This is a genomic window from Saccharothrix xinjiangensis (assembly GCF_039527585.1).
In the GTDB taxonomy this organism is placed as follows: Bacteria; Actinomycetota; Actinomycetes; order Mycobacteriales; family Pseudonocardiaceae; genus Actinosynnema; species Actinosynnema xinjiangensis.
The window spans coordinates 94290-107845 of sequence record NZ_BAAAKE010000021.1; the positions used below are offsets into that span (position 1 = coordinate 94290).

Annotated in this window: 10 protein-coding genes; 6 read left to right on the top strand and 4 right to left on the bottom strand. The window is 73.6% G+C overall.

Annotated features, from left to right (window positions below):
- Nucleotides 1-119 precede the first annotated feature (119 nt).
- The 4 genes from ABD223_RS31185 to ABD223_RS31200 all read left to right on the top strand — a co-directional run bounded on the left by ABD223_RS31185 (nt 120) and on the right by ABD223_RS31200 (nt 5225).
- Nucleotides 120-1724: a carboxyl transferase domain-containing protein gene (locus tag ABD223_RS31185; protein ID WP_344040208.1), complete on the top strand. Its 1605-nt coding sequence runs from the start codon at nt 120-122 to the stop codon at nt 1722-1724.
- 5 nt (nt 1725-1729) lie between these two features.
- Nucleotides 1730-3649, top strand: coding sequence for an acetyl/propionyl/methylcrotonyl-CoA carboxylase subunit alpha (locus ABD223_RS31190; protein ID WP_344040209.1), 1920 nt, complete (start codon nt 1730-1732; stop codon nt 3647-3649).
- A 5-nt stretch (nt 3650-3654) separates the two neighbouring features.
- The gene (locus tag ABD223_RS31195; protein ID WP_344040211.1) at nt 3655-4809 is read left to right on the top strand and encodes an acyl-CoA dehydrogenase family protein; all 1155 of its coding nucleotides are present in this window, start codon (nt 3655-3657) and stop codon (nt 4807-4809) included.
- 173 nt (nt 4810-4982) lie between these two features.
- Complete coding sequence (locus ABD223_RS31200; RefSeq protein WP_344040213.1) at nt 4983-5225, top strand: Imm1 family immunity protein; 243 nt, start codon at nt 4983-4985, stop codon at nt 5223-5225.
- Between the two features lie 3 nt (nt 5226-5228).
- Here the strand turns inward: ABD223_RS31200 and ABD223_RS31205 are convergent, their stop codons facing one another.
- The gene (locus tag ABD223_RS31205; protein WP_344040214.1) at nt 5229-5984 is read right to left on the bottom strand and encodes a crotonase/enoyl-CoA hydratase family protein; all 756 of its coding nucleotides are present in this window, start codon (nt 5982-5984) and stop codon (nt 5229-5231) included.
- Complete coding sequence (locus ABD223_RS31210; RefSeq protein ID WP_344040215.1) at nt 5981-7573, bottom strand: acyl-CoA dehydrogenase family protein; 1593 nt, start codon at nt 7571-7573, stop codon at nt 5981-5983. The genes ABD223_RS31205 and ABD223_RS31210 overlap by 4 nt, the downstream gene beginning before the upstream one ends.
- A 31-nt stretch (nt 7574-7604) precedes the next feature.
- Here ABD223_RS31210 and ABD223_RS31215 point away from each other — a divergent pair, with 31 nt between their 5' ends.
- The gene (locus tag ABD223_RS31215) at nt 7605-8993 is read left to right on the top strand and encodes an FAD-binding oxidoreductase (RefSeq protein ID WP_380648870.1); all 1389 of its coding nucleotides are present in this window, start codon (nt 7605-7607) and stop codon (nt 8991-8993) included.
- Nucleotides 8994-9006: 13 nt separating this feature from the next.
- Entirely contained in the window at nt 9007-10233 is a 1227-nt protein-coding gene (locus ABD223_RS31220) for a class I SAM-dependent methyltransferase (RefSeq protein ID WP_344040217.1), read from the top strand.
- 76 nt (nt 10234-10309) lie between these two features.
- On the opposite strand, the gene ABD223_RS31225 is transcribed toward ABD223_RS31220, so the two are convergent.
- A complete protein-coding gene (locus ABD223_RS31225) occupies nt 10310-11155 on the bottom strand; it encodes a S1C family serine protease (protein WP_344040218.1) in 846 nt (281 codons plus the stop codon).
- A gap of 45 nt (nt 11156-11200) precedes the next feature.
- A complete protein-coding gene (locus ABD223_RS31230) occupies nt 11201-13324 on the bottom strand; it encodes a putative bifunctional diguanylate cyclase/phosphodiesterase (RefSeq protein ID WP_344040219.1) in 2124 nt (707 codons plus the stop codon).
- Nucleotides 13325-13556 lie beyond the last annotated feature (232 nt).

A 13556-nucleotide genomic window follows, 5' to 3' on the forward strand; every position in this document is an offset into this window, starting at 1 on the left:
CCCGGTTGTCGGGAACACCGAAGAGGGGGCCGCAGTCGGCGGCCCCCTCTCGCTTGTCCCCTGGCGTTAACAGGCGCTAACATCCTCATAGGTTAACGACGGCTAACCACGAGGAGCCCATGGACGCCCCGGTGCTGCGCAGCGCGGCCGACAAGTCGGCCGACGCCTTCCGGCGCTACCACGACGAGCACGCGCGCCTGGTGGACGAGTTGCGCGCCAAGCTCCGCGACGCCGCGCGCGGCGGCCCGGAGAAGGCCCGCGAGCGGCACGTCGCGCGCGGCAAGCTGCTGCCCCGCGACCGCGTCGACGCCCTGCTCGACCCCGGTTCGCCGTTCCTCGAACTCTCGCCGCTGGCCGCGGGCGGCATGTACGGCGACGAGGCGCCCGCCGCGGGCGTCATCACCGGCGTGGGGCGCGTGTCGGGCCGCGAGGTCGTGGTCGTCGCCAACGACGCCACCGTCAAGGGCGGCACCTACTACCCGATGACGGTCAAGAAGCACCTCCGCGCCCAGGAGGTGGCGCTGCACAACAACCTGCCCTGCGCCTACCTCGTGGACTCCGGCGGCGCGTTCCTGCCGAAGCAGGACGAGGTGTTCCCCGACCGCGAGCACTTCGGCCGCATCTTCTTCAACCAGGCCACCATGTCCGCCCGGGGCATCCCGCAGGTCGCGGCCGTCCTCGGCTCGTGCACGGCCGGTGGCGCGTACGTGCCCGCGATGTCCGACGAGGCGGTCATCGTGCGGAACCAGGGCACGATCTTCCTCGGCGGCCCGCCCCTGGTGAAGGCCGCGACCGGCGAGGTCGTCACGGCCGAGGAGCTGGGCGGCGGCGAGCTGCACTCGCGCACCTCCGGCGTCACCGACCACCTCGCCGAGGACGACGGGCACGCGCTGCGCGTCGTGCGCTCCATCATCGGCACGCTGGGTCCCCGCCCGCCGCGCCCCTGGCGGGTCGAGCCGAGCGTCGAGCCGGTCGTGGACCCCGCCGAGCTGTACGGCGTGGTGCCCACCGACAGCCGCACCCCTTACGACGTGCGCGAGGTCATCGCCCGAGTGGTCGACGGCAGCCGGTTCCAGGAGTTCAAGAAGGACTACGGCGCCACGCTGGTCACCGGGTTCGCCCGCGTCCACGGCCACCCGGTCGGCATCGTCGCCAACAACGGCGTGCTGTTCGGCGAGTCCGCGTTGAAGGGCGCGCACTTCATCCAGCTGTGCGACCAGCGCTCCGTGCCCCTGGTGTTCCTCCAGAACATCAGCGGGTTCATGGTCGGCCGCGAGTACGAGGCGGCGGGCATCGCCAAGCACGGCGCGAAGATGGTGACGGCGGTGGCGTGCGCGCGGGTGCCGAAGTTCACCGTGGTGATCGGCGGGTCGTTCGGCGCGGGCAACTACTCGATGTGCGGGCGGGCCTACTCGCCCCGGTTCCTGTGGATGTGGCCGAACGCCCGCATCTCGGTGATGGGCGGCGAGCAGGCGGCGTCGGTGCTGGCCACCGTGCGGCGCGACCAGCTCGGCGACCCCTGGTCCGCCGAGGACGAGGAGGCGTTCAAGGCCCCGATCCGGCGGCAGTACGAGGACCAGGGCAACCCGTACTACTCCACGGCCCGGCTGTGGGACGACGGCGTGATCGACCCGATGGACACCCGGACCGTCCTGGGCCTCGCGCTGTCCGCCGCGGCCAACGCGCCGATCGAGCCCGTTTCCTACGGCGTCTTCCGGATGTGATGGGGATGTTCGAGTCGGTTCTGGTGGCCAACCGCGGCGAGATCGCGGTGCGGGTGGTCCGGGCGCTGCGGCGGTTCGGCATCCGGTCGATCGCGGTCCACAGCGACGCGGACGCCGACGCGCCGCACGTGCGGCTGGCGGACGAGGCGGTGCGGCTCGGCCCGGCGGCGGCGCGGGAGAGCTACCTGTCGATCGAGCGGGTGGTCGAGGCCGCGGTGTCGACGGGCGCGCGGGCCGTGCACCCCGGGTACGGGTTCCTGGCCGAGAACGCCGAGTTCGCGCGGGCCTGCGAGAAGGCGGGCCTGGTGTTCATCGGCCCGCCCGCCGAGGCGATCGAGGCGATGGGCGACAAGATCCGCGCCAAGCTGACCGTGGCGGCGGCCGGCGTGCCCGTGGTGCCGGGGCGCGCCGCGGTCGGCATGACCGACGACGACCTGGTGGAGGCGGCCGGCGAGATCGGGTTCCCGGTGCTGCTGAAGCCGTCCGCGGGCGGTGGCGGCAAGGGCATGAGGCTGGTCCGCGAGCCGTCCGGGCTGCGGGACGCGATCGAGTCGGCGCGGCGCGAGGCGCGCGGGTCGTTCGGCGACGACGCCCTGCTCATCGAGCGGTTCGTGACCAACCCGCGGCACGTCGAGATCCAGGTCCTGGCCGACGCGCACGGCCGCGTCATCCACCTCGGGGAACGCGAGTGCAGCCTCCAGCGGCGGCACCAGAAGATCATCGAGGAGGCCCCGTCGCCGCTGCTCACGCCCGAGGTGCGGGAGGCGATGGGTCGGGCGGCGGTGGAGGCGGCGCGGTCCGTCGGGTACGTCGGCGCGGGCACCGTCGAGTTCATCGTCGACGGCGTCTCCGGCGACTACCACTTCATGGAGATGAACACCCGGCTCCAGGTCGAGCACCCGGTCACCGAGCTGGCCACCGGCGTGGACCTGGTCGAGCAGCAGCTGCGCGTCGCGGCCGGCGAGCACCTCCGGCTCGACGACGTGCGGTCCTTCGAGAAGCACGCCGTGGAGGCGCGGGTCTACGCGGAGGACCCGGCGCGCGGGTTCCTGCCGACCGGCGGCACCGTGCTGGCGCTGGACGAGCCCAGTGACGTGCGGGTGGACTCGGCGCTGAGGGTCGGGCTGACCGTCGGCAGCGACTACGACCCCATGCTGGCCAAGGTCGTCGCGTCCGGCGACACGCGCGAGGAGGCGCTGCGGCGGTTGGACGCCGCGCTCGGGCGCATGGTGCTGCTGGGCGTGACGACGAACATCCCGTTCCTGCGGGCGCTGCTGAAGGACCCGGACGTGCGGGCGGGCGCGCTGGACACCGGCCTGGTGGAGCGCAAGCTCGACGAGCTGGTGGCCGTCGACCGGCCGGACGAGGTGCTGGCCGCGGCGGCGCTGGAGCGGCAGCTGTCGCTGCGCGGCGACGACCCGTGGGAGCGCGGCGACGGCTGGCGGGTCGGCGAGCACGCGTGGACCACGTGGCTGATCGACGGCGTGCCGGTGCGCGTGCGCGGCGACGAGGTGTCGGTCGACGGCCGGGAACCGGTGCGCCTCAAGGCCTCCGTCGAGGACGGCGCGCTGGTCGTCGGCACCCGCCGGTACGCGATGGCCAGGTCCGGCGACGTGCTGTGGCTCGGCGCCGGCGGGCGCTCGTGGGCGCTGACCGAGACCCTGCCGTCCGAGGTCGCCGCGACCGCGGGCGGCGCCGCCGGCGGGACGGTGACCAGCCCCATGCCGGGCACGGTGCTCGTGGCGCGCGCGTCCGCCGGTGACGAGGTGGTCGCGGGACAGCCGCTGTTCGTGGTCGAAGCGATGAAGATGGAGCACACCGTCACGGCCCCCGTGGCCGGTGTGCTCGCCGAAGTGCACGTCCGGGCGGGCCACCAGGTCGCGCTGGACCAGACCCTAGCCGTCGTCGTGCCCCACCAGGAGTGAGAACGATGTTGGACTTCCGTCTTGACGAGGAACACGAGGCGCTGCGCAAGACCGTCGAGGAGTTCGCGCGGGCCGAGGTCGCGCCCGTGATCGGCGGGTTCTACGAGCGGGAGGAGTTCCCGTACGAGATCGTCGCCAAGATGGGGCGGATGGGCCTGTTCGGGCTGCCGTTCCCCGAGGAGCACGGCGGCATGGGCGGCGACTACTTCGCGCTGTGCCTGGCGCTGGAGGAGCTGGCGCGGGTCGACTCGTCGGTGGCGATCACGCTGGAGGCCGGTGTGTCGCTGGGCGCGATGCCGGTGTACCGGTTCGGCTCGGACGAGCAGAAGGAGCGGTGGCTGCCGCGCATGGCGGCGGGCGAGGTGCTGGGCGCGTTCGGCCTCACCGAGCCCGGCGGCGGGTCGGACGCGGGCGCGCTGCGCACCACCGCCGTGCTCGACGGGGACGAGTGGGTCGTCAACGGCACCAAGGCGTTCATCACCAACTCGGGCACGGACATCACCGGCCTGGTGACGGTCGCGGCCGTGACCGGGCGGCGGGAGAGCGGCAAACCGGAGATCTCGGCGATCATCGTGCCGTCCGGCACGCCCGGGTTCACCGTGTCGCGCAAGTACTCCAAGGTCGGGTGGAACGCGTCGGACACGCGCGAGCTGTCGTTCCAGGACTGCCGCGTGCCGGCGGGGAACCTGGTGGGCGAGCGGGGGCGGGGGTACGCGCAGTTCCTCCAGACCCTGGACGAGGGCCGGATCGCCATCGCCGCGATCGGCGTGGGGCTCGCGCAGGGCTGCGTGGACGAGTGCCTGAGGTACGTGGGGGAGCGCGAGGCGTTCGGCCGCAAGATCGGCGAGTACCAGGCCATCCAGTTCAAGATCGCGGAGATGGAGGCGCGCGCCCACACCTCGCGGCTGGCGTACTACCAGGCGGCGACGAAGATGCTGCGCGGCGAGCCGTTCAAGAGGGAGGCGGCGATCGCGAAGCTGGTGTCGTCGGAGGCGGCGATGGACAACGCGCGCGAGGCGACCCAGATCTTCGGCGGGTACGGGTTCATGAACGAGTTCCCGGTGGGGCGGTTCTACCGGGACGCGAAGATCCTGGAGATCGGCGAGGGGACCAGCGAGGTCCAGAAGATGCTGATCGCCCGGGAGCTGGGGCTGAAGTAGGAATTCCCGGTGACCGCTGGTCAACACCCGGTGGGGCGGTAGCTCTGCCGGGTGTTCTTCCGGGTGAACCCCTGTTGACCGGTCGTGTCCGGTGCCACGCTCGGGCGGGCGTGGTCGGGGGGACGGGTGGCGGGCATCGGCGTGGAAGCCCACGACGGGAGGTCGGCTCAACCGTGACGTGCCACTTGGAGGTGGCCTACCACCACGACCGGCCCGTGGCCGAGTTGCACAGCCGCGACGACATCGCGCGTTTCGCTGACGAGCTGCCGACCCCGGGTTGGGAGTACACCGCTGCGACCGTGTACGCCGTCGACGCCGAGGTCCCCTTGGGCGCCGTGCGCGAGGCCATGTGGCAACTGCTCACCACGGGCGGCGCGCGGCCGACTTGCGTGACCTGGCAGGAAGACCGCCGGTAGGCCCTAGAACCGCCCGTGCCGCCCCTCGCCCGCCAGGAACCGCCGCAGGCCCCGGTCCACCTCCCGCAACGACACCAGACCGTGGTCCCGCTCGTTCGCCAGCGCGGCCTCCTCCGACAGGCCCTCCTGCTCCAGCACCGACAACCGGTCCTGCCGCAGGCACCCCTGCGGGAACCCGGCGATCACCGCGGCCAGCTCCTCGGCCGCCGCCCGGCAGGTGCCGTTCGGCACGACCCGGTTCGCCAGGCCGATCCGCAGCGCCTCGCCGGAGTGCACGGGCCGGCCGGTCAGGACCAGGTCCAGGGCCCGTGACGTCCCGATCAGCCTCGGCAACCGCACGGTGCCGCCGTCGATGAGGGGCACGCCCCACCGGCGGCAGAACACGCCGAACACCGCGTCCTCGTCCACCACCCTCAGGTCGCACCACAGGGCCAGTTCGAGCCCTCCCGCCACGGCGTGGCCCGACACGGCGGCGATCACCGGTTTCGACAGGCGCACCCTGGTCGGGCCCATCGGGCCGGACTCCGACAGCGGGTCGTTGCCCCGGTCGGTGCCCAGCGCCTTCAGGTCCGCCCCCGAGCAGAACGTGCCGCCCTCGCCGTGCAGGACGGCCACGGACGCGGTCGGGTCCTCGTCGAACTCGCGGAACACCTCGGTCAGGGTGTGCGCGGTCGGCCCGTCGACCGCGTTCCGCGCGGCCGGGCGGTTCAGCAGGACCGTGAACACCGGTCCCGAGCGCTCCACTCGCACCGCGCTCACAGCTCCGGCGCACCTCGTTCCAGGATCGCGCCGAAGTCGACGCCGCGCGGCAGCGTGCCGAACGCCGCGCCCCGGTCGCCGGACAGCCGGGACGCGCAGAACGCGTCCGCCACCGCCGGGTGCCCGAACCGCACCAGCAGCGAACCCTGCAACGCCAACGCCATCCGCTCCACCAGCCTGCGCGCCCGCACCTCCAGGTCGCCGGTGTCCGCCAGCTCGTCCTTGAGCGCCGCCACGGCGTCGTCCAGCCGCCGGTCGGCGCCCCGGGCGGCGTCCAGCTCGGCGAGGAACTCCGCCACCGCGTCGGGCGCGCGCCCGAGCACCCGCAGCACGTCCAGCGCCGCCACGTTGCCCGAGCCCTCCCAGATGGACATCAGCGGCGACTCGCGGAACAGCCGGGGCATCCCCGAGTCCTCGACGTACCCGTTGCCGCCCAGGCACTCCAGCGCCTCGGCCGCGTGCGCCGGGCCGCGCTTGCACACCCAGTACTTGGTCACGGCCAGCCCGAGCCGGCTGCGGGCGCCGGCCAGCCACAGCGCCGCCGTGGTCGCGGCCTCCGACTCCACGGCCAGGTCGGCCAGCACGTTGCGCATCGCGGGCTGGTCGACCAGGAGAGCGCCGAACGCGGTGCGGTGCGCCGCGTGGTGCGCGGCCCGGGTCAGCCCCGCCCGCATCCCGGAGGCCGAGCCGATCACGCAGTCCAGGCGCGTCGCGTTGACCATCTCGATGATGGTCCGCACGCCCCGGCCCTCCTCGCCGACCAGCCAGCCGACCGCCTCGTCGTACTCGACCTCGGCCGACGCGTTGGACCTGTTGCCCAGCTTGTCCTTCAGGCGCTGGAGGAGCACCGCGTTGCGCGTGCCGTCCGGCAGCACGCGCGGCACCAGGAAGCACGACAGGCCGCCCGGCGCCTGCGCCAGCGTGAGGAACAGGTCGGACATCGGGGCCGAGGTGAACCACTTGTGCCCGGTCAGCAGGTGCCCGTCCCCGTTGGGGACGGCGCGGGTGGTGTTCGCGCGCACGTCCGAGCCGCCCTGCTTCTCGGTCATGGACATGCCCGCGACCAGGCCGCGCTTGCCCTCGGGGGCGCGCAGGCCGAAGTCGTACTCGCGGGAGGCCAGCAGCGGTTCGAACCGCTCCGCCAGGCCCGGCGACGCGCGCAGCGCGGGCACGGCGGCGTAGGTCATCGAGACGGGGCACCCGTGCCCGGCCTCGGCCTGGCTCCACACGTAGAACTTCGCGGCCCGCGCCACGTGCGCGCCGGGCCGGTCGTCGCGCCACGGCGCGGCGTGCAGGCCGTGCCGCACGGCGGTGGTCATCAGCTCGTGCCAGGCCGGGTGGAACTCGACCTCGTCGATCCTGCGCCCGTACCGGTCGTGGGTGCGCAGCACGGGCGGGTGGGCGTTGGCCAGCCGCCCCAGGTCCTGGACCTCGGCCGTGCCGGCCAGCGCGCCCAGCTCGCGCAGCTCCGGTTCCGCCCACCCCGCGCCGCCCCGGCGCAGGCCGTCCAGCAGCGCCGGGTCGGCGGAGACGTCGTGGCCCTCCAGCGGGGGGACCTGGTTGGTCACCTCGTGCGTGACGCGCGTCATGCACGTCAGGGTACTACTCGTGGGTAACTTCATGGACCCCGGAAAGTCGGGGGTGCTGCCCGCGTCGTCCGGCCCTAACGTCGATCCGGTGAGCGATCACGAAGGGGCGGTGGCCGCGCTGCGCGGCCGGTACGCGGCCATCCCGGCGGGCGCGCCCGTGCGGCTGGCCAAGTCGACGTCGAACCTGTTCCGGTTCCGCGACGACCAACCCGGCGGTCTCGACGTGCACCGGTTCAACCGGGTGCTGTCGGTCGACCGCGAGGCCCGGATCGCCCGGGTCCAGGGCATGACCACCTACGAGGACCTGGTCGACGCCACCCTGCCGCACGGCCTGGTGCCGCTGGTCGTGCCGCAGCTCAAGACCATCACGCTCGGCGGGGCCGTGGCGGGCCTCGGCATCGAGTCCAGCTCGTACCGCAACGGCCTGCCGCACGAGTCGGTGCGCGAGCTGGAGGTCATGACCGGCGAGGGCGCCGTCGAGGTGGTCGAACCGGGCGACGACCTGTTCCGGGGGTTCCCGAACTCCTACGGCACCCTCGGCTACGCGCTGCGGCTCGACATCGAGCTGGAGCCCGTCTCGCCGTACGTGCGGCTGCGGCACGTGCCGTTCGGCGACGCCGCCGAGTGCGCCGCGGTGGTCTCCGCGATCTGCGCGGAAGGCGCGTACCTGGGCGAACCGGTCGACTTCGTGGACGGCACGGTGTTCTCGGCGGGCGAGCAGTACCTGACCCTGGGCGACTGGGCCGGCGCCGCGCCGCGGACCTCCGACTACACCGGCAACCGGGTCTACTACCGGTCGATCCGGGAGCGGCGCACCGACTACCTGACCGCGCGCGACTACCTGTGGCGGTGGGACACCGACTGGTTCTGGTGCTCGCGGGCGTTCGGCGTGCAGCACCCGCTGGTCCGGCGGCTGGTGCCCAAGCGCTACCTGCGGTCGGACGTCTACCGCCGGGTCGTGGCGTGGGACCGGCGGCACCGCTTCTCGGCCCGGCTGGGCAGGGCGGTGGAGGAGCCGGTGATCCAGGACGTGGAGATCCCGGTGGACCGGCTCGCGGAGTTCCTGGACTTCTTCCACCGCGAGATCGGCATCAGCCCGGTGTGGCTGTGCCCGATCCGGCTCCGGGACCGGGCGGGCTGGCCGCTGTACCCGATGGACCCGGACGTGCTGTACGTCAACGTCGGCTTCTGGTCGTCGGTGGCGCTGCGCCCCGGCGAGGAGGTGGGCAGCCGCAACCGGCTCATCGAGGCCGAGGTCACCCGGTTGGGCGGGCACAAGTCGCTGTACTCCGACTCCTACTACGAGGAGGAGGAGTTCTGGGACCTCTACGACGGGCCGGCGTACCGGCGGCTGAAGGAGCGCTACGACCCGGACGGGCGGCTGCCCGACCTGTACGCCAAGTGCGTTCTGCGTGGATGAGAGGAGCGTTGTCGTGCGGTTGGCCGAGGTGTTCCAGCGCGCGGTCGGCGGGTGGGACGTCGTCTTCACCGCGTACGACGGCAGCCGGGCCGGTCCCGGCGACGCGGACGTGCGCATCGAGGTGCGCACCCCGCAGGCGTTGTCCTACCTGGCGTCGGCGCCCGGCGAGCTGGGCCTGGCCCGCGCGTACGTGACCGGGCACCTGGAGATCATCGGCGACGTGTACTGGGCGTTGACGCGCCTGTCGGAGCTGTCGCTGCGGGAGGTGCCGTGGGGCCAGCGGGTGGGGCTGCTGACCACCCTCGGGCGGGCCAGGCTGGGCACGAGGGTCGAGCCGCCGCCGCAGGAGCGGCGGTTGCGCGGGCTGCGGCACTCCAGGTCGCGGGACCGCGAGGCGATCGCCCACCACTACGACGTGTCGAACAGGTTCTACGAGTGGCTGCTCGGGCCGTCCATGGCCTACACGTGCGCGGTGTACCCGACGGCGGGGTCCACGCTGGAGGAGGCCCAGTTCGCCAAGCACGAGCTGGTGGCGCGCAAGCTGGGGCTGGAACCCGGGATGCGGCTGCTCGACGTGGGCTGCGGCTGGGGCGGCATGGTCATCCACGCGGCCCGCGAGCACGGCGTGCGGGCGCTGGGCGTGACGCTGTCGCGCAACCAGGCCGGGTGGGCGCGCGAGGCCATCGCCGAGGCGGGCCTGTCCGACCTGGCCGAGGTGCGGCACCTGGACTACCGGGACGTGCGCGAGGACGGGTTCGACGCGGTCAGCTCCATCGGCCTCACCGAGCACATCGGCAAGGCCAAGCTGCCCGGCTACTTCCGGTCCCTGCACCGGAAGCTGCGCCCCGGCGGCCGGCTGCTGAACCACTGCATCACCCGGCCGGACAACCGGCAGCCCGCCCGGACCGGCGACTTCATCAACCGGTACGTGTTCCCGGACGGCGAGCTGGTCGGACCGGGGCACATCGTGTCGCTCGTGCACGACACCGGTTTCGAGGTGCGGCACGAGGAGAACCTGCGCGAGCACTACGCGCTGACCCTCGCGGCCTGGTCGCGGAACCTGGACGAGCACTGGGAGGAGGCGGTGGCGGAGGTGGGCCTGGCCCGCGCCCGCGTGTGGCGGCTGTACCTGGCCGCGTCCCGGCTGGGGTTCGACCGCAACGGCATCCAGCTGCACCAGGTGCTGGGGGTGAAGCTCGACGGCACGGACGCGCACATGCCCCTGCGGCCGGAGTGGTGACGGGGCGGGGGCGCAGCCGGGGGCGCCCAGGGGTTCCACCGCCCCTGGGCGCCCTGCGCCCGGTGCCCGCCCCGCTTCAGGCGAGCTGCCCGACGATCCGCTGGACCTCGTTCGACGGGATCGCGAAGCCGATGCCCACGCTGCCCGCCTGGCCGCTCTCCGACGCCGGCGAGTAGATCGCCGAGTTGACGCCGACGACCTCGCCGGCCGCGTTGACCAGCGGCCCGCCCGAGTTGCCCGGGTTGATCGACGCGTCGGTCTGGATCGCCTGGTAGCTCACCGACGCGCCGCGGCGGCCGGTGGTCGCCGGCACGGTCACGGTGCGGTCGAGGGCGCTGACGATGCCCGAGGTCACGGTCCCCTGCAAGCCCTCCGGCGAGCCGATGGCCACGACCTGGTCGCCGATCCTCACCCGGTCGGAGTCGGCGAACACCGCCGGGGTCAGGCCGCTCACGCCCTCCGCCTGGAGGACCGCCAGGTCGCTGGACGCGTCGCTGCCCAGCACCGAGGCGTTCGCGGTGCGCCCGTCGGCCAGCGTCACGGTGACCTCGCGCGCCCCGTCCACGACGTGGTCGTTGGTGAGGATCCGCCCGTCCGCGCTCAGCACCACGCCGGAGCCCAGGCCCTCGCCCCGGGCGGTGGTCACGTTGACCTGCACCACGCTCGGCAGCACCTTCGCGGCGATCGCCGAGACGTCCGCCGACGCCGCCGACGACGCCGTCGAACCGGCCTGCACCGCCGCCGGGCTGCCGACCGCGCCCGTGGTCGCGCCCGGCGCGCTCATCGCGCCGACCACGCCACCGGTGACCCCGCCGAACAGAGCGGCGGCCAGCGCCGCCGAGGTCACCACCGCGCCGGTGCGCCGCCGGAACGGCGCCCGCTCCACCAACGTCCCGCTCACCGCGGGGAAGTCCTCTGCCATGCACCCAGGTTCGCGCCGCGTCCTGTGAGCGGGCTGAGCGCCGCGTCAGGACTTGCCAAGAATCGCGGCGACCCCGTCCGCCGGCAGCGGTTCGCCGAACAGCGGCCCCTGCACGCCGGTCACGCCCAGCTCGGCCAGCCGCGCCACCTCGGCCTCCGTGCGCACGCCCGCCGCGTGGAGGGGGATGCCCAGGGTCCGCGCCCACGACAGCAGCGCCACCGTGGCCGTCTCGTCCATCGGGGTCGCGCCCGCGGTGGCGCCGCGGATCGGCGCGCCCTCGAACTTCAGCCCGCCCAGCGGCAGCTTGCGCAGCCGGTCGACGCCGTGGTTGGCGTTGCCCACCCGGTCGAGCGTCAGCCCCACGCCGTGCTCGGCGAGGATGGACAGCTCCTCCAGCTGCTCCTCGCCGAGCCTGCCGAGCAGCGTCTCGTCCAGCTCCAGCCGGAGCCCGGACGCCGGCAGGCCGCTCTCCCGCAGCACCCGGCGCACCTCGGCCACCAGCTCCGGCTCCTGGCACTGCCGGGCGGTCAGGTCCATGGTCAGCACGGGCGCGGCCGCGCCGAACTCCGCGTGCCAGCGGCCGGCGTCGTGGCACGCCTGCTCCAGCGCCCACGCGCCCAGCCGCGCCGCCATGCCCGTGCCGGCGACCAGCGGGCCCAGCTCCAGCGGGTCGACCCGGCCCTCGACGGGGTGCTCCCAGCGCAGCCGCGCCTCCACGGCCAGCAGCGACCCGTCGACCGGCGAGCGCACCGGCTCGTAGTCGACCAGGAAGTCGCCCTGCTCCAGCGCTCCCGCGACGGACGCGGCGAGCCGCAGCGGGGTCCGCTCCCGCCGGTCGCGCTCGGGGTCGTAGAGCGCCCACTGCGCCTTGCCGTCCTCCTTGGCCCACCGCACGGTCATGTCGACGCACCGCATCAGCTCGGTCACGTCCGCGCCGCGCGCCGCCCGCGCCACGACGCCGACGCTGGCGGTCACGCCGATGCCGTCGTCGCCCACCCACACCGGTTCGGCGAGCAGGCCGAGGGCGTCCTCGGCGAGCGTCACCACCGTCGCCACGTCCTCCGGGTCGCGGATCAGCACCCCGAACTCGTCCGGCCCGATCCGGGCCAGCTGCCCGACCCCGTCGAACACCGACCGCAGGTGGTTGGCGACGGAGCTGAGCACCCGGTTGCCGACCTCGTGCCCGTAGGCGTCGTTGACCACCCGGAACCCGTCGAGGTCGAACACGACCAGCGCGAGCGACGTCGAGCCCCTGGCGCCGACCGCGTTCTCCAGCCAGCCGAGGAACTGGCCGCGGTTGGCCAGGCCGGTCTGCACGTCGTGCAGGCTCTGGTGCAGCAGCCGCGCCTGGAGCGCCCGCACCTCGTTCAGGTCCTCCAGGACGGCCACGTAGTAGGCGGGCGCGCCCTCGTCGTCGCGCACCAGGGCGATCGAGACCAGCGCGGTGACCGGGTCGGCGGGGTCGCCCAGCAACCGCAGCTCCGCCCGCACGTGGTCCTCGTGCCCGGCCCTCAGCTCCTCGGCCAGCCGGTTCAGCACCACCTGGTCGTCGGGGTGCACGAGCTCGCGGCCGGTGGTCCCGGCCAGCTCCTCGGCGGTGCGGCCGAGCATGGCGAGCAGGGCGTCGTTGCAGTCCAGCAGCTCGCCGCGGAGGCCGGTGACCGCGATGGCCGCGGGCGAGGTCCGGAACACCGCGCGGAACTTGGCCTCGCTGGCCCGCAGCCTCACCTCCGCCGACCGGGTGAGCCGCAGCGCGCGGGTCTGGCTCTGCTCCTGCTGGTCGAGCGTGCGCACGCGCAGGCCGTCGGCGAAGCCCGCGGCGAACGAGCCCAGCACGCCCATCAGCCGCTTGGTCCGCTCGCAGGGCAGGCCGAAGTGGTCGAGCAGGTGGTCGCCGACGAACGCGAGCGAGCGCTCCAGCGCGATGGTCGACACCAGGCCGTGCTCGACCATCGCGCGGCCCGCCCGGTGCACCGCGCCGGTGGGGCCGTCGTGCCGCACGGCGGTGTGCAGGTCGGTGGTGAACCCGGCGAGCAAGGCCTCCAACCGGGGACGCGGCAGGTCGGCCACCACGGTCGAGCCGATGGTGGCGGCCCACCGCCTGGCGAACTCGCCCCGGTCGTGCCCGGACTCGTCACCCGGTTGTGCGGCGCCTGCCTGTTCGACCATCTTCATTCAGCTCTGCGGGCCAATCTTCGAGGGGACACCCTGGTCGTCGACCTGTCGCGCGATCAGGCCACCGCGATAGCCGACGTGCGCATTTCCGGTCATTTATCACTCGAATGGTGCAATGGTCGACCGTAGGGCGCGATCCAGCTTAGTGTCACCCGACCGTGGATGCGCAAGGCGATCCCGCCGGTGGGCCCGTGACCAGGCGAAACGTCTTCCGGCCGCGTCGGCG